Source organism: Pseudoalteromonas sp. OANN1 (assembly GCF_024124685.1).
GTDB lineage: Bacteria > Pseudomonadota > Gammaproteobacteria > Enterobacterales > Alteromonadaceae > Pseudoalteromonas > Pseudoalteromonas piscicida.
Genome location: NZ_JAMXSE010000030.1, coordinates 42,525 through 68,053 on the forward strand (window position 1 = coordinate 42,525; position 25,529 = coordinate 68,053).

General features: G+C 44.3%; 29 protein-coding genes and 2 tRNA genes. 23 read left to right on the plus strand and 8 right to left on the minus strand.

What is annotated here, in order from left to right:
- Positions 1-29: 29 nt before the first annotated feature.
- The 6 genes from NH462_RS20235 (at position 30) to folX (ending at position 6,723) form a co-directional block, all read left to right on the plus strand.
- Positions 30-3,386: an ATP-binding protein gene (locus NH462_RS20235; protein ID WP_253107566.1), complete on the plus strand. Its 3,357-nt coding sequence runs from the start codon at positions 30-32 to the stop codon at positions 3,384-3,386.
- A gap of 95 nt (positions 3,387-3,481) precedes the next feature.
- Positions 3,482-4,108, plus strand: a complete 627-nt coding sequence (locus NH462_RS20240) for a DUF480 domain-containing protein (RefSeq protein WP_253107568.1) — start codon at positions 3,482-3,484, stop codon at positions 4,106-4,108.
- Positions 4,109-4,168: 60 nt separating this feature from the next.
- The gene (gene nadE / locus NH462_RS20245; protein ID WP_253107570.1) at positions 4,169-5,005 is read left to right on the plus strand and encodes an ammonia-dependent NAD(+) synthetase; all 837 of its coding nucleotides are present in this window, start codon (positions 4,169-4,171) and stop codon (positions 5,003-5,005) included.
- A gap of 70 nt (positions 5,006-5,075) precedes the next feature.
- Entirely contained in the window at positions 5,076-5,792 is a 717-nt protein-coding gene (gene folM, locus NH462_RS20250) for a dihydromonapterin reductase (protein ID WP_253107572.1), read from the plus strand.
- Positions 5,793-5,798: 6 nt separating this feature from the next.
- Positions 5,799-6,353, plus strand: coding sequence for a GTP cyclohydrolase I FolE (gene folE / locus NH462_RS20255; protein ID WP_010378105.1), 555 nt, complete (start codon positions 5,799-5,801; stop codon positions 6,351-6,353).
- 7 nt (positions 6,354-6,360) lie between these two features.
- Positions 6,361-6,723 carry a dihydroneopterin triphosphate 2'-epimerase gene (gene folX / locus NH462_RS20260; protein ID WP_010378103.1) on the plus strand — a complete coding sequence of 121 codons (363 nt, stop codon included), beginning with the start codon at positions 6,361-6,363 and terminating at the stop codon, positions 6,721-6,723.
- A 44-nt stretch (positions 6,724-6,767) separates the two neighbouring features.
- On the opposite strand, the gene NH462_RS20265 is transcribed toward folX, so the two are convergent.
- Complete coding sequence (locus NH462_RS20265; protein WP_253107574.1) at positions 6,768-7,196, minus strand: YqaA family protein; 429 nt, start codon at positions 7,194-7,196, stop codon at positions 6,768-6,770.
- Between the two features lie 106 nt (positions 7,197-7,302).
- Between NH462_RS20265 and NH462_RS20270 the strand changes: the two genes are divergently transcribed.
- From NH462_RS20270 to NH462_RS20280, 3 genes are all read left to right on the plus strand, one after another.
- The gene (locus tag NH462_RS20270; protein ID WP_253107576.1) at positions 7,303-7,815 is read left to right on the plus strand and encodes a thioredoxin-like domain-containing protein; all 513 of its coding nucleotides are present in this window, start codon (positions 7,303-7,305) and stop codon (positions 7,813-7,815) included.
- 12 nt (positions 7,816-7,827) lie between these two features.
- Complete coding sequence (locus NH462_RS20275) at positions 7,828-8,292, plus strand: DUF2721 domain-containing protein (RefSeq protein WP_017219384.1); 465 nt, start codon at positions 7,828-7,830, stop codon at positions 8,290-8,292.
- Between the two features lie 101 nt (positions 8,293-8,393).
- The gene (locus NH462_RS20280; RefSeq protein ID WP_010378096.1) at positions 8,394-8,840 is read left to right on the plus strand and encodes a cytochrome c; all 447 of its coding nucleotides are present in this window, start codon (positions 8,394-8,396) and stop codon (positions 8,838-8,840) included.
- 189 nt (positions 8,841-9,029) lie between these two features.
- On the opposite strand, the gene NH462_RS20285 is transcribed toward NH462_RS20280, so the two are convergent.
- Entirely contained in the window at positions 9,030-9,215 is a 186-nt protein-coding gene (locus tag NH462_RS20285; protein ID WP_010604204.1) for a PA3496 family putative envelope integrity protein, read from the minus strand.
- A 288-nt stretch (positions 9,216-9,503) separates the two neighbouring features.
- Between NH462_RS20285 and NH462_RS20290 the strand changes: the two genes are divergently transcribed.
- Positions 9,504-10,289 carry a DUF2884 family protein gene (locus tag NH462_RS20290; protein WP_010378093.1) on the plus strand — a complete coding sequence of 262 codons (786 nt, stop codon included), beginning with the start codon at positions 9,504-9,506 and terminating at the stop codon, positions 10,287-10,289.
- Between the two features lie 38 nt (positions 10,290-10,327).
- Here NH462_RS20290 and NH462_RS20295 read toward each other — a convergent pair whose 3' ends face one another.
- A complete protein-coding gene (locus NH462_RS20295) occupies positions 10,328-11,887 on the minus strand; it encodes a PLP-dependent aminotransferase family protein (RefSeq protein ID WP_010378090.1) in 1,560 nt (519 codons plus the stop codon).
- Between NH462_RS20295 and NH462_RS20300 the strand changes: the two genes are divergently transcribed.
- On the plus strand, positions 11,886-12,800 hold the full coding sequence (locus NH462_RS20300; RefSeq protein ID WP_253107578.1) for a DMT family transporter: 915 nt from the start codon (positions 11,886-11,888) through the stop codon (positions 12,798-12,800). The genes NH462_RS20295 and NH462_RS20300 overlap by 2 nt on opposite strands.
- Before the next feature lie 41 nt (positions 12,801-12,841).
- Here NH462_RS20300 and NH462_RS20305 read toward each other — a convergent pair whose 3' ends face one another.
- The gene (locus NH462_RS20305; RefSeq protein ID WP_253107580.1) at positions 12,842-13,684 is read right to left on the minus strand and encodes a YegS/Rv2252/BmrU family lipid kinase; all 843 of its coding nucleotides are present in this window, start codon (positions 13,682-13,684) and stop codon (positions 12,842-12,844) included.
- Between the two features lie 285 nt (positions 13,685-13,969).
- Between NH462_RS20305 and NH462_RS20310 the strand changes: the two genes are divergently transcribed.
- The 4 genes from NH462_RS20310 to NH462_RS20325 all read left to right on the plus strand — a co-directional run bounded on the left by NH462_RS20310 (position 13,970) and on the right by NH462_RS20325 (position 15,419).
- Positions 13,970-14,116, plus strand: a complete 147-nt coding sequence (locus NH462_RS20310; protein ID WP_017219379.1) for a hypothetical protein — start codon at positions 13,970-13,972, stop codon at positions 14,114-14,116.
- A gap of 224 nt (positions 14,117-14,340) precedes the next feature.
- Positions 14,341-14,431: transfer RNA gene (locus NH462_RS20315), tRNA-Ser, on the plus strand.
- An 18-nt stretch (positions 14,432-14,449) separates the two neighbouring features.
- Positions 14,450-14,542: transfer RNA gene (locus NH462_RS20320), tRNA-Ser, on the plus strand.
- 127 nt (positions 14,543-14,669) lie between these two features.
- Entirely contained in the window at positions 14,670-15,419 is a 750-nt protein-coding gene (locus NH462_RS20325) for an MBL fold metallo-hydrolase (protein ID WP_010378083.1), read from the plus strand.
- Here the strand turns inward: NH462_RS20325 and NH462_RS20330 are convergent.
- Together NH462_RS20330 and NH462_RS20335 are read right to left on the minus strand one after the other, a co-directional pair.
- Positions 15,416-16,528 (minus strand): aminotransferase class V-fold PLP-dependent enzyme, encoded by a 1,113-nt coding sequence (locus NH462_RS20330; RefSeq protein ID WP_253107582.1) that lies wholly within the window; start codon positions 16,526-16,528, stop codon positions 15,416-15,418. The two genes, NH462_RS20325 and NH462_RS20330, sit on opposite strands and share 4 nt — an antisense overlap.
- Positions 16,515-17,702: a monodechloroaminopyrrolnitrin synthase PrnB family protein gene (locus NH462_RS20335; RefSeq protein WP_253107583.1), complete on the minus strand. Its 1,188-nt coding sequence runs from the start codon at positions 17,700-17,702 to the stop codon at positions 16,515-16,517. The genes NH462_RS20330 and NH462_RS20335 overlap by 14 nt, the downstream gene beginning before the upstream one ends.
- Positions 17,703-17,818: 116 nt before the next feature.
- Between NH462_RS20335 and NH462_RS20340 the strand changes: the two genes are divergently transcribed.
- From NH462_RS20340 to NH462_RS20350, 3 genes are all read left to right on the plus strand, one after another.
- On the plus strand, positions 17,819-18,286 hold the full coding sequence (locus NH462_RS20340; protein ID WP_026001098.1) for an Lrp/AsnC family transcriptional regulator: 468 nt from the start codon (positions 17,819-17,821) through the stop codon (positions 18,284-18,286).
- A 63-nt stretch (positions 18,287-18,349) separates the two neighbouring features.
- Entirely contained in the window at positions 18,350-19,624 is a 1,275-nt protein-coding gene (locus NH462_RS20345) for an alpha/beta fold hydrolase (RefSeq protein ID WP_010378075.1), read from the plus strand.
- Positions 19,617-20,747 carry a GNAT family N-acetyltransferase gene (locus NH462_RS20350; RefSeq protein ID WP_253107585.1) on the plus strand — a complete coding sequence of 377 codons (1,131 nt, stop codon included), beginning with the start codon at positions 19,617-19,619 and terminating at the stop codon, positions 20,745-20,747. The genes NH462_RS20345 and NH462_RS20350 overlap by 8 nt, the downstream gene beginning before the upstream one ends.
- On the opposite strand, the gene NH462_RS20355 is transcribed toward NH462_RS20350, so the two are convergent.
- Positions 20,727-21,317 (minus strand): DUF938 domain-containing protein, encoded by a 591-nt coding sequence (locus NH462_RS20355; RefSeq protein ID WP_088529475.1) that lies wholly within the window; start codon positions 21,315-21,317, stop codon positions 20,727-20,729. The genes NH462_RS20350 and NH462_RS20355 overlap by 21 nt on opposite strands.
- Positions 21,318-21,483: 166 nt before the next feature.
- Between NH462_RS20355 and NH462_RS20360 the strand changes: the two genes are divergently transcribed.
- From NH462_RS20360 to NH462_RS20380, 5 genes are all read left to right on the plus strand, one after another.
- Complete coding sequence (locus NH462_RS20360; RefSeq protein WP_010378070.1) at positions 21,484-21,666, plus strand: hypothetical protein; 183 nt, start codon at positions 21,484-21,486, stop codon at positions 21,664-21,666.
- Between the two features lie 279 nt (positions 21,667-21,945).
- On the plus strand, positions 21,946-22,356 hold the full coding sequence (locus NH462_RS20365) for a hypothetical protein (RefSeq protein ID WP_010378067.1): 411 nt from the start codon (positions 21,946-21,948) through the stop codon (positions 22,354-22,356).
- 8 nt (positions 22,357-22,364) lie between these two features.
- Positions 22,365-23,741: a class II fumarate hydratase gene (locus NH462_RS20370; RefSeq protein ID WP_253107592.1), complete on the plus strand. Its 1,377-nt coding sequence runs from the start codon at positions 22,365-22,367 to the stop codon at positions 23,739-23,741.
- A 107-nt stretch (positions 23,742-23,848) separates the two neighbouring features.
- Complete coding sequence (locus NH462_RS20375) at positions 23,849-24,349, plus strand: hypothetical protein (protein ID WP_253107595.1); 501 nt, start codon at positions 23,849-23,851, stop codon at positions 24,347-24,349.
- Positions 24,350-24,357: 8 nt separating this feature from the next.
- Complete coding sequence (locus NH462_RS20380; RefSeq protein ID WP_010378061.1) at positions 24,358-24,738, plus strand: hypothetical protein; 381 nt, start codon at positions 24,358-24,360, stop codon at positions 24,736-24,738.
- A gap of 17 nt (positions 24,739-24,755) precedes the next feature.
- Here the strand turns inward: NH462_RS20380 and NH462_RS20385 are convergent, their stop codons facing one another.
- Positions 24,756-24,941, minus strand: coding sequence for a hypothetical protein (locus NH462_RS20385; RefSeq protein ID WP_010378060.1), 186 nt, complete (start codon positions 24,939-24,941; stop codon positions 24,756-24,758).
- Between the last annotated feature and the right edge of the window lie 588 nt (positions 24,942-25,529).

Consider the following 25,529-nt stretch of genomic DNA (forward strand, 5'->3'; position numbering starts at 1 on the left):
TAAATCATCGTCTTCAACACAGAAGCACCATGATCTCTGAACTATCGACATCACCACTTAAATTTCGCTTTGTGAAATATAGCTTCTGGCTTTTGCTAGTCGTGATCATCGCAGTGGCATGGTATGTTGATCAAGTAAACTATCGCCGCTTAATCGCGATAGAAAAAAGCCGCTCGACCGAGGAAGTGAATGTCTACCGCACTAAAATAGAAGGTATTCTGGCAAAAAATGTACAACTTGTCAGAGGGCTAGGCATTGCCCTTTCTGGTCAATCCGAGCTCTCTCAAGCTCGCTTCGAACAGCTCGCAAAACCCCTATTCGATAGTAGCCAAATCCTTCGTAATATCGGAGCAGCTCCAGATATGCGGCTCGACTATATTTACCCATTGAAGGGCAATGAAAAAGCCATAGGCTTGGACTACCAAACCCATCCGACGCAAAAATACGGCGCATTACTCGCCAAAGAAAGTCGCGAAATCGTGATGGCAGGTCCACTGGAGTTGCTGCAAGGAGGCACAGGTTTAATCGCAAGAGTTCCCGTTTACACAGACAAAACTCATTTCTGGGGTTTACTCTCTGTCGTGCTCGATATGGATAGTCTGTATCAACAAGCAGACTTTACCGCATTAGAAAGTCAATATCTGATCGCGATTCAAGGCGTTGATGGTAAAGGCCAAGACGGAGATTACTTTTATGGCAATAGTAATATTCATTCGCTTGCCCCCATCGCATTTAGTGTCAACGTGCCCTCAGGTGAATGGGAACTCTACGCTGTGCCTCGCATTGGTTGGCAACCAGCGGCAACTGCAGTGTGGCCTTTTCGCTTAGCTATCATCGCGTTGATTATCATCTTTATTGCCGCATTTATCTTCATCACTCGACTGCTATCGCAACTGCAACGCAATGCTTTATCACTGACCAATATGGGCATACTCGCAGAAGTTGGTGCATGGGAAATTAACGTCAAAACACGCGATATTATTTGGTCGGACGTCACTCGTAGTATTTTCTGTGTGCCAAGACAATTTCAGCCCACTTGGATGAATACAACAGAGTTTTTCAAAGCAGGTTTGCACAGAAAGCGTTTGCAAGATTGTGTGGATGAACTTATAAAAACAGGCCATGAGTTCGAAGAAGAATTTATTATCCAAACTCAAAATCTGGATGACTTATGGGTGCTCGTGAAAGCACGCTCTATTCGCAGTGGCAAACGCACTAGCCACATTTTTGGTTCCATTCAAAACATCCATAAACGCAAAATCATGGAAATGGAACATGATAAATTCGCCAAAAATAATGAGCTCCTTGCCCATTTGAGCTCTCACGAAGCCATCTTAAATAACCATCTCAACAAAGCACTCACACTCTGTGCAGATACCTGTAGAAAAGGAGTGGAGGTGAATAAAGTGAGTATTTGGCAATTTAATGAGGATAAAAACCAGCTGATCCCAGTGTGTTTTTCAAATGCAGCGATGGATAACTTAGAGCACTTTCCTCCTTGGCGAAAAGCAATAGCGCCGGCATTCTTTAGTGAAATTGAGAGTGGCCAAATAATTGCGGCGGAACAAGCTGAAAACCACCCTGCAACAATGGCCCTCACCACAACGTACCTTGAGCCTTTTGAAATTAAGGCGATGCTTTGCTGCCCTATCAGTCATAAAAACCAACCCTTAGGCGTTCTTTGTGCAGAGTACGATGTTGTAAGTCCAGTTTGGGGTCAAAGCGATCTCCGTTTAATGAAATCTATCGCCGCCATGTTAGGAAGCCTTTTTATCAATAAAGCCCATCAAAAGGCAAAAAATCAAGCCATCATTGATAAAGACTTAGCAGAACAATCCGCTAAAATGAAAGCAGAGTTTTTAGCCAGTATGAGTCATGAAATACGCACTCCACTCAATGGCGTAATGGGCATGGTTGAGCTTGTAATGCACTCACAACTCACTTCGACCCAACACCACCAGCTCTCTTTGGCACATAGTTCAGCGAAGTCCTTGCTTACCATCATTAATGACATTCTCGACTTTTCCAAAATAGAGGCTGGTAAGCTAACGATCGAATTTGTTGAGTTCGACCTTATCGAGATGTTAAGTAATATGCTGTCTGGTTTTGTGCGCGCAGCTGATGCCAACAATAATCGGCTACATATCGATTTATCGGGCATGAAAGTCCATACCGCGCAAACGGATCCAAATCGCCTCAAACAAATCCTTAATAATTTGCTAAGCAATGCGATTAAGTTCACCCATGATGGTTCAGTGACATTAAGCTGCCATACCGAACAAACGGGCGATCAAACTCGGTTATGGTGCAGTGTAGAAGATACCGGTATTGGTATTTCAAAAGAAAAGCTCAATAAAGTTTTTGATTCATTTACCCAAGCAGATTTATCAACCACTCGACAATATGGTGGTACTGGGCTTGGTCTCACCATTGCAAAGCAATTGTCTCAGTTGCTCGGTGGTGACCTACAAGCATTTAGTAAAGAACACGTTGGCAGCACGTTTTCCTGTAATGTACTACTAACAGCAGCTAAACCCATTACCGTACATGAAAAGTCTGATAACTCAACGTTATATATATTAAGCGAAATCAATGAAGACTACGGTAAACTACTGAAGCCTTGGCATATCACGTGCTTACACGTGCAGCAACTTGATATGCTCATGACACAACTGCAACAACCGTCCTCACATCTTGCTGTTATTTTGGATGCCAAATTACTCAATGCCGCCCCGCGGAAAAAGCAACAAGCCCTCAAAACGCAGCTAACACAACAACAGATCGTTCATGTGCTTGCCGTTGAAGAACAAAGTAGCGAAACGCTCTCGCTATTTTCCTCTTGCGAGCGGGTGTACTATCCCATCACGCCATATGCAGCACTTCAGGTGTTCAACTCTGATTATCAAGACCCAGACAAGCCGAAATCAGTCAAAACCAACTCACAGGTCAGTGCTGATCCTCTGTTAGCATGCTCAATCTTATTGGTGGAAGATAATCGGATAAACCAAACCGTTGCGATGACGATGTTAGAGCGTTTAGGTGCAAAAGTAGTCTGCCAAGAAAATGGCGAGTTAGCACTTACACACTTACAATCAACTAACAAACCTTACGATGTAATTCTAATGGATTGTCAAATGCCAGTAATGGACGGTTATCAGGCAGCACAGCAGATCCGCCAAGGTGTTGCCGGAAAAATCCATCAGCATAGCGTGATCGTTGCACTCACCGCCAACGCGATGCAAGGTGATAGAGAAAAATGCCTTGATGCTGGAATGGATGATTACCTCACCAAACCCATTGACTTTGATGAGCTAAAAGCCAAACTTCTGCAAATAAAACCGCAGCAAACAATGCAAGCACCTTCGTCTACGGCCCAACAAAGTTAGCTCGCACACTTTGCTACAGTAAATATTGGTATTATATTGCTACTATCAAGATGATGTTATACATCTCATCAGCAACAACAAAAATAAGGAAAGTGATGCAATTAGATACTCAAGAGCAACGCGTACTGGGTAGCTTAATCGAAAAGCAAGTCACCACCCCAGAACAATACCCCATGTCACTCAACGGCCTCACCAATGCGTGTAATCAAAAGTCGAATCGCGAGCCGGTGATGGAACTCTCTCAAAATGATGTGTTAGACACACTGACTCGCCTACAAGAAAAACGCTTAATTACCTGCGACGAAGCACTCTCTGGTCGCGTCGACAAGTACAGCCAGCGCTTTTGTAACAGTGATTTTGGCCACCTTAAAGTCAACGCGAAACAAAAAGCGATTATCTGTTTGTTGTTACTGCGTGGACCACAAACGCCAGGTGAACTGCGTACCCGTAGCAGCCGCCTCGCAGAGTTCAGCTCCGTACAGGATGTTGAATCGACATTAAGTGCAATGCAAGAACATGATTATGTAGTTAAGCTTGCCAGAGAACCTGGAAAACGAGAAAGTCGTTATCAACACTTGTTTGGTGACCAAGTCGTTGAACCAACAGCGCCAGCAGAACCCATAACCTGCACCCAAAATGACAGCGAAATCGAAAGCTTAATTGCCGAGATTGAGCAATTAAAGCAAGAGCTCGCTACCATCAAAGCACATTTAGGGCTTTAAAAAGCGCGTCAGCACCAACATAATAGAAGTTTATCGCCCCGATAGTATTGAGGAACCAGTATGCGTGAAGCAATCATGGCTGAAATGAAAGTTCAGCCAATTATTGACCCAGAATTTGAAGTCAAACGACGTGTCTCATTTTTAAAAGCACGATTACAAGCCTCTGGCTGCTTCACCCTTGTGCTTGGCATAAGCGGAGGAGTTGATTCGTCAACCTGTGGACGCCTATGCCAGCTAGCTATCAATGAACTCAATGCTGAACATGGTACTGGGGCTTATAAATTTATTGCCATGCGCTTGCCATATGGCGTTCAAGCTGATGAAGAGGAAGCACAACTTGCACTCGAGTTTATCCAACCTAGTCAGCGCTTAACAGTCAACATCAAGCCTGCGGCCGATGCCATGCACGAGCAAGCACTTGCTGCCATGGCGGGTGGAAGCGTGCCACTACCTTCACAAGCCAGCGTGGATTTTATTAAAGGAAACGTAAAAGCACGCCAGCGCATGGTAGCGCAGTACGAAATAGCAGGCCTGACTCGCGGTTTAGTAGTCGGTACCGATCACAGCGCGGAAAACATCACGGGCTTTTATACCAAGTTTGGTGACGGCGCCTGCGACTTAGCGCCCTTGTTTGGCTTATCAAAACGCCAAGTTCGCGCACTAGCGGCTTTTCTCGGGGCACCTGCCGGACTAGTACATAAAGTACCTACAGCCGATCTTGAATGCGACCGTCCAGGCCTTTCCGATGAAGAGGCGCTGGGACTAAGCTATGACAATATTGATGACTTCCTTGAGGGTAAGCCTGTTAGCAGTGAAGTGAACGACAAACTTATTACCATCTATCAGCGCACCCAACACAAGCGTCAGCCAATTCCTACGGTATACGACGAACAATAATATTGTTGGCAGGAGATAATTAATTATTCACCCTGCCCCCTAATCTCTCAATTCACAAGGTGATGAACTTATGAGCCCAGCAGCCGCACCTATTTTAATTACTGGTGGCGCACAGCGCATTGGACTTGCTTTGGTGAAACACTTTCTCGCTAAACAGCAAGCCGTCATATTGACGTATCGCACCAAACACCAAGTTATCAATGAACTCGAATCGCAAGGTGCTATTTGTATCAAGGCTGATTTTGACGAGCCAGAAGCAATCACGCAACTCAACAACCAAATTCGTGCCCATACCGACGCACTCAGTGCCATCATCCACAATGCATCGAGCTGGGATTGTGAAGCCAACAACCCTGACTTTTCAGCATTATTCGACAATATGATGCGGATCCACGCTAAAGTCCCTTATTTGATCAATCATGTCTTGAGCGACTTATTGACAGCTAGCAATAACGTCAGCGATGTGATCCATATTACTGACTATGTAGTAGAAAAAGGCAGTCCAAAACACATTGCCTATGCCGCAAGTAAAGCTGCATTAGATAACTTAACACGGTCATTTGCCGCTAAGTTTGCACCTAACATCAAAGTGAATAGCATTGCACCTTCTCTTATCATCTTTAATCAAGACGATAGTGACGAGTACAAGGCAAAAACCTTGAAAAAGTCTATTATGGGAATTGAGCCTGGTAGCAAAGAAGTTATCAATAGTGTCGACATGATACTCTCTAGCAACTATATGACAGGACGCACGGTACAAATCGACGGTGGCCGCCATTTGAGGTAACGCATTATGCAAGACAAATTACAACAGAGTTATAAAACGATTATTGAAGCCGTGGGTGAAGATGCAGACCGCGAAGGATTATTAGATACGCCAAAGCGCGCAGCGAAAGCGATGGAATATCTGACTCAGGGCTACCGTCAAACACTGGATGAAATCACCAACAACGCGGTATTCAGCTCGGATGCCGATGATATGGTGCTGGTTCAAGATATAGAGTTGTACTCTATGTGTGAGCATCACCTTCTACCTTTCGTTGGTCGTTGTCACATCGCTTATATACCTAATGGTAAAGTGCTTGGCTTGTCTAAATTTGCCCGCATTGTTGATATGTTTGCCCGACGTTTTCAAATCCAAGAGCAGCTAACTCATCAAATCGCCAAGGCCGTTGAGGAAGTCACCGGCGCAAAAGGCGTTGGCGTGATCGTTGAAGCCAAACATATGTGTATGATGATGCGTGGGGTTGAAAAACAAAACTCTAGTATGCGCACGTCTGTCATGCTTGGTAACTTCAGAAGCGACCCCAAAACCCGCAACGAATTTTTACAGTTAGTGAAAGGATAAGCACGCTATGTCGAATGCCATTATTAAGGTGACGAATTTAAGGCTACGTACCTTTATTGGTTTTAATCCCGAGGAGCGGGAAAAAAAGCAAGATGTCGTGATCAATATTGAAATTCACTACCCAGCGGATACGGCATGTTTAGATCATGATAACGTGGCTCACGCGCTCAACTACAAAACAGTGACCAAAGCTGTCATCACACTGGTAGAAGAAGGGCATTTTTTGTTACTTGAGAAATTAGTGGCTGACATACTTGCTGAATGTCATCAACATCAAGACGTGACGTATGCAAAAGTCACCGTAGATAAACCGCACGCTTTACGGTTTGCTGACTCAGTGTCACTGACGCTCGATTGGTACAGAAGCTAAACTAAGAGATAAGACTCTGATATTCATTTCCTTGCCTTCTGGTGTTAAGAAATCACCTGTAAGGCAAGGTAAATCACCAGTGCATAACGAGCGCCTTTACCGAGCGCGACTAACACAAAAAACCACCCAAAAGAGGTCCGTAGAGATCCCGCTACCACGGTCAAAGGATCTCCGACTATGGGTAGCCAAGCAAATAGCAATGAAAACTTGCCGTAACGATTAAATAGTCCACAAGCCTTATCATATTGCTGTTGAGAAACCGGAAACCAGCGCTTATCCCGCCACTTAGCGATAAACCAGCCAAGATAATAGTTGACACAGCTACCAAGTAAATTACCCGTTGTCGCAGTCAGCCATAACCAAACTAATTCGCCTTGTTGTTTCACAACGAGCCCACTCAGCGCCAGTTCCGACGACGCAGGTAATAAGGTTGCGGCAATAAAAGCAAGCCCAAATAAAGAAAGGTAAATCATATCAACGGCTATAAGAAATTGGACTTTAAGAAATCATCTAAGTGGGGCAATATACTGAAATGTGCGCAAGACTTCAAAAACACTGACATGGAATCAAGGGATAGGCATGAAAACAACAATAAAAATGTTACTACTTAGCACCGTACTCGCCACCGGATTAAGCGGCTGCAAGGCCTCTAACGAAGCGCTACCACAAGCAGACGATGGCTATCAGACCTATATCTACACCGGCGACACCTTCAAACATTTGCAATTTACGGATATCAAAAACCAAGCTGTTAGGTTCGATGCTAATCACAAAAAGCTGGTGATTTTATTCGCGACGTGGTGCTCTGATTCGCAACGTTTATTGAGTGAACTAAAACAATCTGAATTACTCACCCAAGCCGAGTTAACCATCGTTGCCATTGGCCGAGAAGAAACTAACACTACACTTGAGCAGTTCAACGAAACCATGCAATTGCCCATCCATTTTGTTGCCGATCCCAATCGAGATATTTACAACACGTATGCCAATAAAGGCATTCCTAGAGTCATCTTGCTTGATGAACGCAACCAAGTGATGCAAACCCTCATCGGTGAGCAACCCAACACCTTATCAAAACTAAACTGGAATTAACGAGGTAACTATATGAATCCAGAAGTCGTCAGCATTCTCACGATGGCCAAAGTTATCCAAACCGCCGTTGCCCCTGTATTTTTAATTACGGGTATTGCTGCGACCTTAGGGGTACTATCAAACCGCTTAGCACGGATCACGGATAGGGCGCGTTTACTTGATCGCAAGATCAATACCACGCAAGATGAAGAGCTAAAAATGCACTTTAGCCGTGAAATGCGCGCACTATTAAAACGGTCTCGTTTTATTCACGTTGCATTTAGCATGAGTGTACTCAGTGCGTTGCTTGTCTGTGCAGTGGTTATGCTGCTGTTCATGTCACACTTGTACAGTATGCCATTGGGCATTACGTTATCGTCTTGTTTTATCGCCGCTATGGTGCTGCTTATTGGCGCGTTTGTCTCTTTGCTGGGAGAAATCTTTTTAGCCACCCGCAGTATGCGCAGGGGCATGATATTCAAAGACATCGAGAGTTGATTATTTAAAACTAGTTGCCTCCGTCACAGGGCACTTATCGCAATTGTTTGATTATATTTGTAATTTACATTGAAAATAGGGAAAAATATTAGGGGTTTACTATGAAGAAACTACTTACCGTCACACTATTTAGCTGTCTTGCAGCAACAGCGCAAGCTAACACCATGTTTGAATCGGCTGAAGATGCAATTGAATACCGCCAAGCGTCTTTCCAATTGATCCGTTTCCAGATTGGCAATATGGGCGACATGCTAAAAGGCAAAGTACCATTTGATGCTGAAGTATTTAAGCAACGTGCTCACAATGCTGCGCAATTATCGCAAATGCCTTGGGAAGCATTTATCGACGGTTCTGACAAAGGCAATACTGATGCCCTACCAGCCGTTTGGTCAAACAGAGCTGAGTTCGATGGTAAAGCCAAGCAATTTGCCGAGTATGCTCAAGCACTGGCTGTTGCAGCTGACTCTGGCGACAAAAAGCTGATTGCTTCTGCATTTAAAGATTGGGCAAAAGGCTGTAAAGACTGCCATAAATCTTTTAAAGATTAATACCAATCGCATAAAAACAAAACAGCCGCATATTTGCGGCTGCTTACTATCTGAATATCTCGTCACTCGCTTGGTTATCACCAACGACACAGTGACTCAGACATCGCACTGAGTAACCCACAGCCCTGCTTAATCACACAGCCAAATTGAATTACTGTCAGTGCTAGACTCGTAGATGACGTCTAGTGATCAATCATCAATATAGTCGAAATCATCATCGCCTAGATTTCTACGTAGGCGTTTTTGCTCTAAGTAGTCGTCTAGCTTTCTTTTGACTTTACGCTTTTGCTTATCATGTTGGTTACGACCCAACTTTTCAAATTCATCGTCTGCAAAATCATCATCAAGCGCATCGTAAGAGAATGTCTTACCCACAACTAACTCCAAAATAAAATAGTCATTAATAAAATGAGAGCCGTCTCTCAAGATCACTATTTAGCGCTAAATTGTCATTCTGAAAAGTGAGAGTTTCTTATCCTTACAATAAAAATTTTTTATTGCTTAATTCATTTTGACAAAAACAACTATATTTTAGTCAATTTCATCACTTTTAGAGCACATTAACTTTCAACAATAAAATACAATATATTGATTTTATTTGAGTTTATATTTGGCATTGTTCTTGTAACAATAATCATGCAACTGAGCCAATAAGGATCGACCATGAATAAAATTTTACTACTAACAGCAGCAACAATGATGACAACCACTGTCGCTGCACACGAAAAAAATAACATCACGTTTAGCGGTGACAATTGTGAAGTAGAATTTCAAAATGACGTTAGGATCACGCCTGATAACTTGGTGATCACAACAGCCAAAAACAAAACAGCTGAGATCAACAACCTTGGCGAACTGACACTCAATGGCGAGCGCATCGCACTTAATACACAGCAAAAAACGATGCTCACGCAATACGGTGATGAACTAAGAGGCCGCCTACCACAAGTGGCTGATATTGCTTTTGAAGGCATAAAACTAGCGGGCGTTGCCCTTAATGAAGTGGCGCAAACCTTTAATTTAACCAGTTTAGATAGCATCCATGCTGTGATCGATGACCTCGAAACAGAAGTGCAAAATACGTTTTATCAGCAAGGTGCGTTTGTGATGGGCAAGCAAACCTTTGATGAGTTTGGCCAAAATTTCGATAATCAGTTTGAAGAAAAAATCGAGACTGCAGTACAAGGTGCCATGATGCAATCGATAGGTAGCTTACTGGTTGCGATTGGCAACGAAATGTCAGATGCAAACGGTGATATGAGCAGCTTTGAACAGCGTATGGAAAACTTCGCAACACAAATCGAAACCAAAGTTGAACAACAGGCAGAATCTATTGAGAAAAAAGCAGACGCACTGTGTGGCGACTTTGAACAAATAGCGAAAAACGAAGCCATTGTCGCAAAGTCTATTCCCGCAATGTCAGAGTACCAACTGTTTAAATTTAAATAATCTGACGTTGGCATAACTTACTTTTAATTCAGGATACGTTATGCCAACCCTTTCCTTTGTGCATCAGCCAACTCCCCCAGCGTTTTAATCGCTTGCTCTACCGACGCATCCCACGGCAAACCATAACTGATACGTATACAATTTTGATACTTTTTGCTGGCACTAAATAACGTACCAGGCGTAATACTGATCCCGCACTCCAAGGCTTTTTGGAACAACAAGGCACCATCAACGTGCTTACCTAAGTCTAGCCACAGCACACAACCGCCTTGCGGGCGACTGACTCTTACCTCACTACCAAATGCAACATTCACCGCTTGGATCATACGATCTCGATTCTCAATTAACCGTTTACGGACCAACTTTAAATGGCGCTCGTAGCCTCCGGAGCTGAGAAAGTCCGCCAGAGCCCATTGATTCATTAAAGATGACGAACAACTCAACGCACGTTTTATGCGCTTTGCTTTTGCACTAAATTGACTGGCGACCATCCAACCCACTCGATAGCTGGGCGCTGCGGTTTTTGAAAATGACGCACATGTGATCACTAAGCCTTTTTGGCTAAATGCTTGTGCCGGTATGCCGCGCTGCTCGGTAAAATATAAATCACCATACACATCGTCCTCTATCAACACCACGTCACGTTGCTCTAATAGTGCCACCAACTGCGCACGTCTCGTATCTGGCATAAAGCTACCAAGCGGGTTACTAATACTGGTAGAAAACACACACGCTCGAATATCATGCTTTTCAAGTGCCCGTTCAAGGTCGCTCAGCCAAATGCCATCATCCGGGCAAACAGGTATTTCAATGGCCTTTAACCCTAAGTTTTCAGCCAGTTCAACAATGCCAAAATAACAGGGAGATTCAATCGCTATCACGTCTCCGGGCTTGGTTACCGCTTGTAACGCAATCGCCAATGCTTCTTGCGCGCCATTGGTGATCACCACTTCATCCATGTCTATTGCTAAGCCCATATCCAAATAACGCCGCACGATTTGCTTTTTTAAACTATCTAAACCGTCCATAGGGCCATAATTAATGAGTTCATTCCCTGCTTCTTTCATTGCGCGGCGCATAATTTTGGCAAGAACCTGCTCAGTACCAGCAATGGCGATGGGGTTAGCGATACCTAAGGGGATTGCATGCGGCTGATGGATCCCCTTATACACTTGTTCAATCAGCGCCTGCTTGTTAACCACTACAGGTTTGGCGGGCAATCGTGCACGCTTCGGAGAGTCGTTGTGCGAAGCTCTGTGGCATAAAAAGTAGCCGGATTTCTCTTTGGCAATGACTTTTCCTTGATCTTCAAGTGCTTGATAGGCCTGCTTTACCGTTGGGATACTGACATTTAAGTTTTGCGCCATAACACGCAATGAGGGAAGCTTTTCGCCCGGTAAAATGGACTCTTGTTCTGCCATCGACAAGATCATTTGGATCACCTGCTGATAGAGAAAGGCGGAATGTTGGCGTTGAATAACGGTACTCATAAGCAATAATCTGTATAGGTATAAATTAGTAAATTCTGTATATAGCTTATACAGAATAACAGCGTAAACTACATACTTCCACTGCTGTTTGAATCTAGAGCCGATCATGAAAAATCTATTTCTTTACGCCATCACTGTGTTGATTTGGGGATCAACATGGCTTGCCATTGAATACCAACTTGGCAGCATCAACGAGTTCGTGTCGCTGTTTTACCGCTTTGGCCTCGCCGCGGTTTGTATGTGGGCGTTTGTCATCTATAAGCGTGTGCCAATGCGATTTTCTCGCCGAGATCACGGCTTTTTCATCCTCTTAGCGCTGTGTAATTTTGGTGCTAACTATCTCTTCTTGTATTGGGCTCAGGCACATTTAACGTCAGCGATGGCATCAATTGCGTTTTCATTATTATTGGTCGTTAACATCGTCAACACTAAGTTGTTTTTTGCCAAACCTATTGCAAAGCGAATTTACTTTGGTGCATCACTGGGCACGCTTGGGATAGTCAGCTTGTTTTGGCACGATTTGGTCGCATTTGATTTGCAAAGCGAGGCCTTCTTGGGATTATCATTAGCTCTATTAGGAACAGTGGTCGCGTCACTCGGTAATATGGTGAGCGTACGCAATTCCAATCAGCAAATTGATGTTATGGCGGGAAATGCGTGGGGCATGCTTTACAGCGCTGTCATGTTAGCAACCTATGTCGCCTTTAGTGAACATCAGTTTATCAACCAAGCGCCGGCATCATATTGGTGGTCTCTGATTTATCTCAGCGTGTTTGGCACCGTCATTGCCTTTGGTTGTTATTTCTCACTACTCAAGAATATTGGGCCTGAGAAAGCGAGTTATTTGATAGTGTTATTTCCTTTTGTTGCCGTGGTCTTGAGTACCTTATTTGAAGGCTTTGAGTGGCAGCAAAACACCTTTATTGGGTTTATTTTGGTCATCCTAGGTAATGCGATTGTACTCACGCCTTTAAATCGCATCTACGCTTGGTTGTCCATTCGGTCCCCAGTTAGAAGTTGAAGTCTTACCAATGCTTTAGCTTCTTACTTTTCAGCGCCATTTTATAATGGCGCTTTTTTTATGCTCAGAGCTCGGCGGCAGCAGGTTATCGTCGCAGGCGTGCGCCCAACAATCTCACCATCAGCCTCAATGTCATAACCCTCTTGTTCGATAAAAAGCTCTGCAATGCGGCCGTGGTGCACATTTCTTGTACCCATATGACGTTTAAGCAGCATATTGACAAACAATATCACCCGCTGCCAATGCGTTTGCGGCGTGAACCACAGTAGCTCCAGCTGACCGTCATCAAGGCAAGCCATAGGAGCGGGAGTTAACCCTGCCCCAAAGTGTTTGCCATTCGCAAGTAACAACATCATACCCTGCTCAGGCCACGTATTGCTGTGATAGCGAATGAGTTTGGCAGTAAACAGCGACATTAGTCCCGCACAGGTATAGCTCAGCTTACCTAAACGTTTGGTTTGTCCTAAGTTATTCATGACATGCGCGTTAAAGCCAATCCCAGCAACATTGACAAACCAGCGCCCGTCCACTTTACCCAAATCAATAGTTGTGACCTGATCTGAAAATACAGCTGCTCGCCACTGTGCTTTGGAATAATTAAACTGCCGAGCAAAATCGTTGCCAGTCCCCGCAGGCAGCAACGCAAGCGTGTTATCCCGCTCAGCAATGGCATTGGCGACTAGATGCAACGTGCCATCCCCCCCAATCACCACCACGCTAACTCCCGCCGTAGCAGCTTGAGCAATTGCGTCCCTATCTGCGACAAAGTTTCCAGTGGTATTAAACCAAGTTGCCGTCAACTGTTGTTGTGTTAATTGTTGCTTTAACCATGCAATTTGCGCTTTCCCCTCAGCACCCGCTAAAGGGTTGACTACCACCAGCATAAAAACCCTTAAATACAAAAACTCAACTTATATGAATAAAAAACCAAAACTAAAACCAAAAATCAAAAACAAAAACCACAAACACCCATATTAATTGGGTTACAGCCTAACCAAGACAATCAAAGCCATGCATAAACATGCAAAAAACCCATTGAAACAAAAATGAATAAATCATTAATTCATTAGTTATTTTTATCCGAAAACATCAATTTTTATCGTTTTAAATTTAAACAGATTGCGTGCAAAATAGCCTTGTTTTCAATCATTGCTTATTAGGAGCCAGACATGCTTAATTCAGCTGCACCTTGCAGCCCATCACAAAACACGTTTAACCAAACACAACCAACTAAACAACGTCGTATCAATTGGACGAAGTGGTTGGCAGTATGTGGTCAACACTTAGCGTTAAAAGACGTGATTATGTATAAGTAAGTCTGCACAGAGCATGGCGTCCCAACCCGCCATGCTCTCGTCAGCATTTGTTTCAATAGACCATAAAAGCACCACTTCAACCAGCATTTTTGTACAAAACCTCTTCGTCAAACCGCTAATTTCTAGCACAATTTTAAAAAAACCTCACTTTTAGCACATTTTTTAAGCAAACAGTTTAAAAACGGTTTACAGCGCCTAAATCGCTAAGTATTATCTTTGCCCATGGAGAGATGGCTGAGTGGTTGAAAGCACCGGTCTTGAAAACCGGCATACGTTAATAGCGTATCTAGGGTTCAAATCCCTATCTCTCCGCCATTTTTAAAGTATTGCGCCGGAGAGGTGGCCGAGTGGCTGAAGGCGCTCCCCTGCTAAGGGAGTATAGGGTTTGTAGCCCTATCGAGGGTTCGAATCCCTCCTTCTCCGCCATCACTTATAAGAAAACCGCTTAATTGCGGTTTTTTTATGTCTGCGATTTATCACTTCCACACACAACTGGTCAGATGTCTTCAACCTATGCTATGTTGAGATCTGATTGGGGAAATGAGTGTGACTAATGAAAATCCATGTCTTAGAAGGCTATATTCAACATATTTATCTGGTTGAACACGAAACGGGCCTGCTGTTACTCGATGGTTGCTGTCGTGCCGATGTTGAGTTGGTCTGCAACTACATCCAACAACTGCAAAAGCCACTAAGCGCACTCAAGCTGATTGTGGTCACGCATATGCACCCAGATCATGCCGGTGGCGCGCACAAACTCAAAAAACTCACGGGCGCAAAGATTGCGGCCGCAAATGCCCCCAGTCAGTGGTATCGTGGTATTGATGGGGTCATGATGCACCTCTCCGATATGGCACTGGCACTTTGGGTTGCAGGGAGAAAGCGCAAGGCCAAACGCAATCTTTGGTACCCAAGACAATTATCACCAGACTTTTACCTAGCCGATGGTGATAGCTTGCCCCACTTTAACGAATGGCAAGCGATACACACACCCGGTCATACGGATAGAGATTTGAGCTTGTATCATCTCCCCAGTAAGCGCATCTATGTGGCGGATTTGACGGTAAAAGTGAAAGGGCAATTTGTTGCGCCTTTTCCGGTATTCTATCCACGCTTGTATCGCCAATCTCTTGCCAAAGTAAAGGCACTACAACCCAACTCCGTGCTCTTGGCGCATCAAGGAGAGGTACTTGCAGAAGAAATTGATTTCAACGCACTGATAGCGCGCGCGCCCAAGCAGCCAATGACACATTGGCGCTCGGTGAAGAAGAAGACCAAAAAAGCACTAGGATTAGGAAACTAGCTTTCGTTGATAACCTGCACCAACTGCGCGATGTCCTCCTGACTATTATAAATATGTGGTGAGACACGAATACCGTAGCGACGATTATCCACAGCAATGCCTGCTCGCTTAAGCTGCTCCATCACTGACTCATGCCGCGAGCCAAAATGCAAAATAGCTGTCCCCGAGCAAGCACTCTGCGCTGTAGGAGAACGATAAAATTCAGGCAATGCCGCTTGTAACTCAGATAACAAAGCAAAGTTGTACGCTCTTACTTGCTCAATCCCAAGCTCGGCAAAATAGCCAAGGCTGTGCCCCGCATAGATATAAGGTGCCACACTTGGTGTACCGCCCCAAAAACGCAGCGCACTTTCACTCAGCGCAAAATGATGAATATCAAACTCGAATGGATTTTGATGCGAAAACCAGCCAACATCTTTTGGCTCGCAATAAGGCAAGACATCTTCATTCACCCAAATAAAACCGGCGCCAGGGCCACCGCAGCTCCATTTCACACAAGAGCCGATAACGCAATCCGCGCCCCACTCGCTTAAATTTATTGGTAATACACTAAGTGACTGAGCAATATCAATAATGCTTCGACAGCCATATTGGTTAGCAAGGCTAATGATGTCAGCGACAGGCGCCTGCTGACCGCTGTTTGAATAAACATGACTGACAAATACCCAGTCAATTTGCTCGTCAATATATTGCTGCCACACACTTAGGTCGTGCATATTCATCGCTTCGGGAACATAGACAATCTCAATATTGTCCAGCGCGTTTTGTAACGCAAATCCCATGCTGGGGAAGTCTTGCTCACTCATCAATACGCGTACTTTGCGAATGCCAGTTTCTGGCAAACTCATCGCCCATTTCGTTAAACCACTGGAAAGGTTTGTTTGCGGACAAAACAGGCGCGCATCGGTGTGTAATAGGGAAGCTAGGGCTGAGGTAAAGCGATCAATTCCACTTAGCCACTGCTGCCAAGGCTCTTGATTTTGTTGTTGCCACGGCACCATAAATTGCTGATGAAAATCTTCCGCTGCAGATTTCAACACACGACCAACGGAATGACTCAATAAATAGTGACCCGTAGGCAGGTGAAAATCATCCCTATATTGCTTCATGCTTAACCCCTATTGCTTGGCGTAATCGTTTTAAATCATGATGCCGAGTAAAGATATCATCGCGCTCGGCAGCAGCTCGCCTATCTCTTAGGTCTGCGAGTTCTTTGAGTAAGACTTCAATCGGTGGACCACTGGCGGTCACTTTGCTTAAGTGCTGTTGCTGCATTGCCTGCGAAGGTTTGGCGATATACTTTTCGACGAGTTGATTGTGATGTTGTATGGCCGTATCTCCATGCAGCTTACACACTTGTATAAACAAGCTACAGGCAGGGCCAAACCAATCACTTTTCGGCCCTTTCAATGCACTCAGAAACGCATCCATTAAATTAGGCGTACGCATGCATTCACGCAGGATTGCTTGGTCTTCTGGCATCATATAGAGGAATTTTTCCACCAGCATTTGACCATAACTAATGTCATTAGCCGGGCATAACCCCAACATCATATCGATAACATTGATACCCGCAAAATCTCCAGCGTTTGCACCACGATAGATCTCTTTACCAACTCGGTAAGGTTTGTAATAGGGTCGTACAACGTAAAAGAATGCCTCGGTATCCAGCTCCTTAAATAACTCTCGATTAGACTCTATGACCTCAAGCAGCGCTTGCTTAACTTGTTTGAGTAGCACCAATGACATGGGATGAGAAATTCCCAAATGATGTACCTTCATTAGCGATTCGGACGCACGTTTATAGGCAAGAATGGCCTGAGTATTGTAGTCGATGAATAAGCGCTCTGCCGGATGAGAGGTAAAGCGCTTATACACGCCGTTGATTGCCCGGTTGTGTGTGGTGAGATGAGCCGTTGCGAAGCGCGGCGTAACTCCCAAAGAGGCACCGATGTGCATAGCCAGTGCCGATGCTTGTGTTAGTGGAGACACCCTTTCACGGCTTGGCTCGGTAATTTCGTGGCGTCTGCATGCAGCCATAAATAGACCAACGTTACCGAGTAAGTCGAATGCTTGCTCAAAGCCTTCGTCGGTATTACCTTCTTCTAGCAAGGCTTGGATCAGTTGATTACCTTCTTCTAATAACTGTGCTTTTAGCGTTTCACCAACGCCTTCAACGTTTGCTTTATCCTGTTGCTGCCAATAAAGATGTTCAAGCTTGTCGTTAAGGTCCACAAACGGACCTCTAATCCAAGCGTCAAATTGTACGGCTAATGGACTCATTATTACTTCTCGTGATTATTCCACAGTTAAGGCTAGCAAATCACCACGAGCATAATTTGCCAATTTTCTCTAAAAGTTTAATACTGATTAGCAAGAATCACTCTTTTATTTGGTTTATGTCGGTAAATCTAGATGCCAAGGACAAATTGCTCCTTAACGCCTTGCAGCATAATGCACGTTTGAGTAATGCCTCACTCGCCGAAAAGGCAAACCTTTCCGATACTCCCTGTCTTCGACGCGTAAAACGCTTGCAAGATACAGGAGTCATTTCAGGCTATCATGCGGCACTGGATAGAGCGCAAGTTGACCTAAGTATTTTGGTTTATGCATTTATAAAACTCAGTGAAAATACCGCAACCGCAGCGCATTTATTTGAACAACACGTGGAATCTGAAGATCAGGTGATCAGCTGTTCAGTGATCTCCGGAAGTCATGATTACCTATTGGAAATCGTAGCAAAGGATTTGCCCAGCTATGAACAATTTGCCAAACATCAACTGGGCGCCTGTAAGGTGATTAGCGGGATTGAATCAACGATTGTCCTCAAGCAAACTTTTGCGAAACGCATATTACCGATCCGCTAACCATTTTTATCGTCACCTGTTCTCGCTATACTGCATGTGATTTTATGCTCATAAGGACCGACTATGCGCCACTACCTTACCTCCACAGTACTTGCTTTTAGCCTGCTTGGCTCACCTTTGATCATCGCACAAGACTGTGTTACCCAAGTGAGTGATATGTCGCTATTCACCGAGAGCAAAGCGTCGGGATTATTCCGCAAAGCAATCGATAAAGGCCCTGTCACCGTCGATATAGCGAATATAAAAAACTATAACGATTATATTCGTTCGACTAAGCAAATTATTGAAAGCCGCAATCCCCGCGCAACACTGCCGTGCCCGTTAATGACGCCCACTGCAACATTACTCAACCTGACAACCCCTAAGGTAAGTGACTTAATTGCGCCATTTTCACTTGAGCATGACAACAGAGATCACGCCATTTTACTTATCCATGGTCTGACCGATTCTCCTTTTACTTTTCACTACCTTGCGGCAGCGCTCTATGAAGCAGGATACAATGTCAGAACCATGTTACTGCCAGGCCACGCGACTGCACCAAGCGATTTAACCGAAGTTGATATTGACGATTGGCAAACTCATACGGATTATGCCATCGCACAGACGAGCCAAGATTTTAAGCATTTTTCCGTACTTGGTTATTCCACTGGTGCCGCCATAGTGCTGAGTAGCATAGCGAAGCACAAGCCCAATAATTTAGGCTCTGTTGCACTTATCTCACCCGCTACGGAGCCACATAATAAGAACGGTTGGCTAGCCAAATGGATTGATTACGTGCCATTTGTCAATTGGATAGATGAAGACGCAGATTTGGATTTCGCCAAATATGAATCTTTCCCATGGCATGGCGCAACGTTAGCCCATCAGGCTATGGCGCCACTCAAATCACTCACCACTTTGCCAGATGTACCGATGTTTATCAGCTATAGCGATGTCGATACCACCATAGACAATCATGCAACGGCAAAGCTGCTAGAAAAGTGGCAGCCTAAGTCAACGTTGACCCAATTTATCTATTCGGAAACGCCATCGACTAAGCAAGGTGTGAATTATCGGAGCGTGAAAGCCGACAACATTGTCGATATGTCTCATATTGGTATTTTGCAGCCGCCTGAACATATTTTTTACGGCCGCAAAGGGCCTTATCGTAATTGCACCAGTTACCACTTAGAAGACCAAGCCTTCATCAACTGCCGCACAGGTAAAACCGTTCATTTTGGCGAGCGTCACGAGAAAAGCATGATGCAATACACCGCTCTTGCGCGGATCACGTTTAACCCTGATTACGGCAACTTTGAGCAAGCACTGCTCACATTTTTTGACCGCCACAATGACTGAGTACCAACACAGGTTTATTCATTCTCTGACTGAAGTGACAGCAGCACAGTGGGACTGTGTTTCACCATCACATGTATTTACGAGCTACGCGTGGCTGCTTGCATTAGAGTTGAGCGGCTGCACCAGCAAAGAGACTGGCTGGATACCGCATCACTTAATGATTGAACGCCAGGGCGAGTTGATTGCAATTTTACCAGGCTATATTAAATCGCATTCTTATGGCGAGTACGTTTTTGATTGGGCTTTTGCTGAAGCCTACGAGCGTCATGGATTTGATTACTATCCGAAATGGCTGTGTGGCGCCCCCTTTACGCCAACTCAAGGGCCAAGAATATTAACTAAACGTCTATCTTCTTGCTTGCTTGAATATATTGACGCTACGCTCACGAGCCTCGCCCAACTAGGCATTAGTGGAGTCCATATTAATTTTTGTCGTGAAAGCGATTTTCTCACTCAAAGTCATTTAACGATGCGCCGCAATGTGCAATTTCATTGGCATAATAGAGGTTACGCCGAGTTCGATGATTTTCTCGCACGACTCACATCAAGAAAGCGTAAAATGGTCATGAAAGAACGCCAAGCTGTGACCGCCCAAGGTATTAACATAAGATGGACTGTTGGCAGAGAAATAAGCACAGCACAACTTGATGCGTTTTTTCTCAGCTACCAACTCACCTACCTTAAACGTTCGCGACACCACGGCTATCTCTCTCGCGATTTTTTTCAGCAAGTTATCACCTCGATGCCAGATAAGCTTCGTCTTTGCTGCGCTTACTTAAACCACGAAATTATCGCCACCAGTTTATATCTTGTGGATGGCGATACCTTGTATGGTCGCTATTGGGGCGCAATTGAGGATAGTTACGACTTTTTGCATTTTGAGCTGTGTTACTATCAAGGCATAGAGTACGCCATTGCTAATCAGCTTGCAGTCTTTGACGCGGGCGCTCAAGGTGAGCACAAGTTAGTGAGGGGTTTTGAGCCGGTGTGGAGGCAATCGTATCACCGCTTATTTCAACCTGACTTTCAACAAGCGCTTGAGGATTTTACCAAGCGCGAAGCTGACACACTCGAGCATTACTTTACCGAGTGCCAAGCAAAACTACCGTTTAAACACCAATAAGCGATTATTAGCCGGCATCGCATAGTCTTGCTGTAGTGTAAGTCCTTGCTCTGCTGCAAGCGCCAATACCCATTCTTGATCGCGAATGCCACTCTCTTTGTCTTGCGATTTTAAATACGCATCAAACTCTCGGTTACTCTCGCTGGTAAATTCACCTTGATAATTAAACGGCCCATAAACTATCAGGTAGCCGCTTTCTTTAAGGTGTCGTCCTACTCCTGCGATTAAGCGCTCAACGAGCGTTGATGACACAATGTGCAAGGTATTAGCGGTATAGATCACATCATAACGCTGATTAACAGGCCACGCATGGTGTAAGTCTAGCGCCAATGGCGGTAAAGTATTTTCTAATTCTGCATCATCAAGCCACGCTTGAATACCTGCGTGATTAATCTCCCTGTCCGCCGTCTGCCACGTTAAATGCGGTAACGCCGCAGCAAAGTGCACAGCATGCTGACCCGTACCAGAGCCTACCTCTAGCACTTTCAACGGTTTATTTAGATAGGGAGTGAGCTTTTCTAATATTGGCCGTTTATTGTTTTCACACGCTTGAGAGTAAGGTTTTGTCATTTCGTTTGCACTATTTTGATCGATTTATGCGCCTCATTGAGGCAAGAATTTATCTCAATTGCAAGGCAAATAGCTAAAACTTCTACTAAGCAATTAAAATTAGAAAAGAAATTTATTTTGGTACAACTTCTGCTAAGTTTAAAGAGTACTAAGAGGAGAAGCGAGCATGAAAATTTCAGAGATCACCCAAATGCCAAGCCAACTTAAAAGCGAAGGACTTGTTCTGAAGAAGCGTAAAAATACCTTCACGAAAAGTCGCGCTTACCGACAAGAAGTCGCCAACCTGATGCAACTCGAAGAACAAGAGAAAGAGCATTCAGAACAGCAATATCTCCTCGGCTATAATTAATACCAATTGTATTAGGTAAATGAGCTATTTGAAGCGGAGAAATAACTTTAGTAGCTAGGCAAAAATTTTGCTATTTAGTTGTTCTAAATGAGAAATTTTTAACGACGCTAATATGGTATTTCACCCTTCAAATTGATTGGAGACTTAGTGCAATTGGTATAAGCTCAATCACACTTTCTTAAATTCATTTCAGACTCATAGTGAGCTGCTATGGTGAATGCTAAACAAATTGTTTGGCAGTGCGAATACTAAAGCTTGAATTGCCAACCAAACGATGTAATGATAACCATTATCATTACATCGTTTGGTTTTGTATTTATGCAGCTAGCTACTTTATTACAAACTTATCGTGCGAAGCTTAATCGCCACTGCCAGCGACCACAACTCGAGGCGCCGCTCTTGGTTGCGGAATATATTTCGGCAGGCATAAGCATGGCAAAATGGTACGAGCGCCATAATAACCCGCTGCTGCAAGAGCTTTATCTTAAAAATACATTGTCCGAACTGTTAGAACAGATTGCCGATCCACTCGTTGATACCGCCATACGTAAACAATGCATGGATCAATTATTTAAGCCTTTGTTGGCACTAAAACGGTTTTATAAACATCACCATACTTCGTCACAGCAATTTTTGAAGCTCCAGCGAGATGCGTGCCAAACCTGCCAGCAGTTTAACCCTTTTTATTAGGAGCAACGATGACTACATTTCGTCAAGAATCCGATAGTATGGGAACATTAGATGTTCCTGAGCATGCGCTCTACAAGGCGCAAACACAGCGCGCTGTAAATAACTTTCCTATTAGCGGGATCACAATGCCTGGTAGCTTTATCAAAGCATTGGCCTACATCAAACAAGCCGCAGCAGAAACCAATCAATCCCTTGGTCATCTATCAAGTGATAAAGCAAAAGCAATCGTGAGTGCCTGTCAGCAGCTAATTGATGGCAAACACTTAGATCAATTTCCAGTGGATGTCTTTCAGACTGGCTCTGGTACCAGTTCAAACATGAATGCCAACGAAGTGATAGCTACTCTAGCGACTGAATTAAGCGGTGTCGCAATTCATCCTAATGATGACGTTAACATGGGCCAAAGCTCAAACGATGTGATCCCAACAGCGATTCACGTGAGTAGTGCAATCACAGCAGTGTATGACCTTCTGCCTGCACTAAAACACTTATCTAGTAGTATTGAACAAAAAGCAGAGCAAGTTGGCCATCACGTCAAAACTGGCCGTACGCACTTGATGGATGCAATGCCGGTGACCTTTGCACAAACATTAAGTGGCTGGCAAGCGCAAGTAGATAACGCCTGTCAGGGCATTGTTCATTCCTTAGAAAAAGTCTACGAGTTAGGTCAAGGTGGAACAGCGGTCGGCACAGGTATTAATGCCGATCCACAGTTCGCTAAGTTATTTAGCCAAAACCTGAGCACTAACATCGGGATCCGCTTCAGTAAAGGCAATAACTTTTTCTATCATATCGGTTCACAAGACGCGATTGTGGGACTTTCAGGCCAACTTAAAACCTTTGCAGTAGCACAAATGAAGATAGCCAATGACTTACGCTGGATGAATTCAGGACCGCTTGCTGGCCTAGGTGAAATCGAACTTGAGGCGCTACAACCAGGCTCTTCAATCATGCCAGGTAAAGTAAACCCTGTTATTCCAGAAGCGGCTGCAATGGCCAGTGCTCAAGTGATAGGTAATGATGCAACGATTAGTGTTGCAGGCCAGTCTGGCAATTTTGAGCTGAATGTTATGTTGCCGGTGATTGCATTAAATATTTTGCAAAGCATTGAGATCCTCTCAAATACCGCGAGGCTACTTGCGGACAAAGCTATCTCAAGCTTTAAAGTAAATGAGCAGAATATTCAAAAGGCACTGGCTAAAAACCCGATTTTAGTTACCGCGTTAAATCCTGTGATCGGGTATGAAAAAGCAGCACAAATTGCCAAGCTTGCCTACAAAGAAGGACGTCCAATCATAGAGGTCGCTGCTGAGCAAACCGATCTGAGTGAACACGAGCTCCAATCATTACTCGATCCGCAAAAACTCACCAAAGGCGGTCTATAGCGCTGTCCTTCACAGCCTGCGATCACATATAGTGTATGCAGGCTGCAGAGCTTGCTATTCCTTAAGGACTTGCGTAGTTTAATTAGCAAACATTAGGAGAGCATATAATGAACAAGATGATCCCCACTTTACTTGCAACCTTTTTGCTGTTTGGTTGCCAAGAAGAAGTAACTAAAAAAGAAACCACAGAACAAAAAGCACAAGAGACTAAACCTGTAAGCGAAAAGCACACCGAAGTTAAAGAATCAAAAGAAGCAAGCTTACCTATTCAACAAGATGGTAAAAAGCTCGATACCTCTGACATCAAAACCCATAAACAGTCATTGGAAAGCGTGGTGGCCGACAAAAGCTGTGATAACGATACCCAGTGTAAAGTCATTGCCGTTGGCGATCGTGCCTGTGGTGGGCCTTCTTCTTATCTAGTGTATTCAACAAGATCAGCAGATGAGGCCCAAGTTAAGCAGTTAGCGGAGCAAATTACTACATTAGAGCGCGCCTATAATATGCAAAATCAGATGATGAGTATCTGTCAGCATTTAATTGAACCCGCAACACAATGCGTTGAAAATAAGTGTGTTAAACTAGAAAATAGTCGTCCTACATACTAGAGGCAATAATGAAGTTAGCTATTTCTCTCGCTTGCATCGGCACACTAATTGCGGCGTTATCTGGCTGTGAAATGACACCAAGCGATGCAACAAGTCGCTCGAATGCTACACATACACTCAGCGATATAAGAGCAAATATAGGATGTGATGCAAGCTATCAGTGTAAAGTAATTGGAGTAGGTGAGCGATTAACCTGTGGTGGACCAAGAGAATACCTGATCTATTCAACGAAGCATACTGATGAGCAAGATGTAGAAGCAGTAGTTAGCGCTATTACAGAGCAAGAAAAGCTGAGTAACAAAGGAAAAGCGCCAGCGGTTAATTGTGAACCTGTGATGCCAATACAAACACTATGTATTGCCCATACCTGTCAGGCTGTGCCTCTATAGGCTGATGAGCACTCAGGTTATCGGATAAGCTCATTGATCACTGAGATCACCATCACTAACAGCGCACAAATACTCGCATTAATAATGTACTTCACTTCAAGCTGCTTCTTAATCCAATAGCTATACATAAAGCGAATTAGGTAAGTGGCTGAAGTACCAAACAATGCAAATATTACCAACAGTGCAATTAAATGAAATGACACGCTAAATCCCCTTTTTTTAGCCCATCATATCGTTAATTGACCCTTCCTTATAGCCCTTATTGCATAAAACCATATAGCTGCTTCTTGCTTGTAAATGCTCGGCGGATAAACCACCTCGCACCATATTTCACTGTGCTGATACTGTGGTAGGAGCGAGTTTACCTCGCGAGGTTTTAATTGGCTTGCGAGGTTTTCTATACCCCAAACAGCAAAAAACCCGTCGCATTGCTGCAACGGGTTTCTCTTATTTGGCCCTGGCTCGCTACGAAGTAGGATGTTCTACTTTCACATGGGTAATCCACACTATCATTGACCGGGGCCGACCCTTCGGCTGTTTTGTTTCACTTCTGAGTTTGGGTGACGAGAAACCGAAGCACGCTTCGCAGTTCGAGGAAGTGAGCACAAGGACGCGCGAAGGGGAGATGCTACATGGAAGTACTTTATCCCAAACAGCAAAAAAACCGTCGCATTGCTGCAACGGGTTTCTCTTATTTGGCCCTGGCGATGTTCTACTTTCACATGGGTAATCCACACTATCATCGACGCTGTTTTGTTTCACTTCTGAGTTCGGCATGGGGTCAGGTGGGT

Bases quoted from the DNA above. Each gene is read 5' to 3' on its own strand.
- NH462_RS20235 (WP_253107566.1), top strand. From the start codon at position 30: ATGATCTCTGAACTATCGACATCACCACTTAAATTTCGCTTTGTGAAA.
- NH462_RS20240 (WP_253107568.1), top strand. From the start codon at position 3,482: ATGCAATTAGATACTCAAGAGCAACGCGTACTGGGTAGCTTAATCGAA.
- nadE (WP_253107570.1), top strand. From the start codon at position 4,169: ATGCGTGAAGCAATCATGGCTGAAATGAAAGTTCAGCCAATTATTGAC.
- folM (WP_253107572.1), top strand. From the start codon at position 5,076: ATGAGCCCAGCAGCCGCACCTATTTTAATTACTGGTGGCGCACAGCGC.
- folE (WP_010378105.1), top strand. From the start codon at position 5,799: ATGCAAGACAAATTACAACAGAGTTATAAAACGATTATTGAAGCCGTG.
- folX (WP_010378103.1), top strand. From the start codon at position 6,361: ATGTCGAATGCCATTATTAAGGTGACGAATTTAAGGCTACGTACCTTT.
- NH462_RS20265 (WP_253107574.1), bottom strand. From the start codon at position 7,196: ATGATTTACCTTTCTTTATTTGGGCTTGCTTTTATTGCCGCAACCTTA.
- NH462_RS20270 (WP_253107576.1), top strand. From the start codon at position 7,303: ATGAAAACAACAATAAAAATGTTACTACTTAGCACCGTACTCGCCACC.
- NH462_RS20275 (WP_017219384.1), top strand. From the start codon at position 7,828: ATGAATCCAGAAGTCGTCAGCATTCTCACGATGGCCAAAGTTATCCAA.
- NH462_RS20280 (WP_010378096.1), top strand. From the start codon at position 8,394: ATGAAGAAACTACTTACCGTCACACTATTTAGCTGTCTTGCAGCAACA.
- NH462_RS20290 (WP_010378093.1), top strand. From the start codon at position 9,504: ATGAATAAAATTTTACTACTAACAGCAGCAACAATGATGACAACCACT.
- NH462_RS20300 (WP_253107578.1), top strand. From the start codon at position 11,886: ATGAAAAATCTATTTCTTTACGCCATCACTGTGTTGATTTGGGGATCA.
- NH462_RS20295 (WP_010378090.1), bottom strand. From the start codon at position 11,887: ATGATCGGCTCTAGATTCAAACAGCAGTGGAAGTATGTAGTTTACGCT.
- NH462_RS20305 (WP_253107580.1), bottom strand. From the start codon at position 13,684: ATGCTGGTGGTAGTCAACCCTTTAGCGGGTGCTGAGGGGAAAGCGCAA.
- NH462_RS20310 (WP_017219379.1), top strand. From the start codon at position 13,970: ATGCTTAATTCAGCTGCACCTTGCAGCCCATCACAAAACACGTTTAAC.
- NH462_RS20325 (WP_010378083.1), top strand. From the start codon at position 14,670: ATGAAAATCCATGTCTTAGAAGGCTATATTCAACATATTTATCTGGTT.
- NH462_RS20330 (WP_253107582.1), bottom strand. From the start codon at position 16,528: ATGAAGCAATATAGGGATGATTTTCACCTGCCTACGGGTCACTATTTA.
- NH462_RS20335 (WP_253107583.1), bottom strand. From the start codon at position 17,702: ATGAGTCCATTAGCCGTACAATTTGACGCTTGGATTAGAGGTCCGTTT.
- NH462_RS20340 (WP_026001098.1), top strand. From the start codon at position 17,819: ATGTCGGTAAATCTAGATGCCAAGGACAAATTGCTCCTTAACGCCTTG.
- NH462_RS20345 (WP_010378075.1), top strand. From the start codon at position 18,350: ATGCGCCACTACCTTACCTCCACAGTACTTGCTTTTAGCCTGCTTGGC.
- NH462_RS20350 (WP_253107585.1), top strand. From the start codon at position 19,617: ATGACTGAGTACCAACACAGGTTTATTCATTCTCTGACTGAAGTGACA.
- NH462_RS20355 (WP_088529475.1), bottom strand. From the start codon at position 21,317: ATGACAAAACCTTACTCTCAAGCGTGTGAAAACAATAAACGGCCAATA.
- NH462_RS20360 (WP_010378070.1), top strand. From the start codon at position 21,484: ATGAAAATTTCAGAGATCACCCAAATGCCAAGCCAACTTAAAAGCGAA.
- NH462_RS20365 (WP_010378067.1), top strand. From the start codon at position 21,946: ATGATAACCATTATCATTACATCGTTTGGTTTTGTATTTATGCAGCTA.
- NH462_RS20370 (WP_253107592.1), top strand. From the start codon at position 22,365: ATGACTACATTTCGTCAAGAATCCGATAGTATGGGAACATTAGATGTT.
- NH462_RS20375 (WP_253107595.1), top strand. From the start codon at position 23,849: ATGAACAAGATGATCCCCACTTTACTTGCAACCTTTTTGCTGTTTGGT.
- NH462_RS20380 (WP_010378061.1), top strand. From the start codon at position 24,358: ATGAAGTTAGCTATTTCTCTCGCTTGCATCGGCACACTAATTGCGGCG.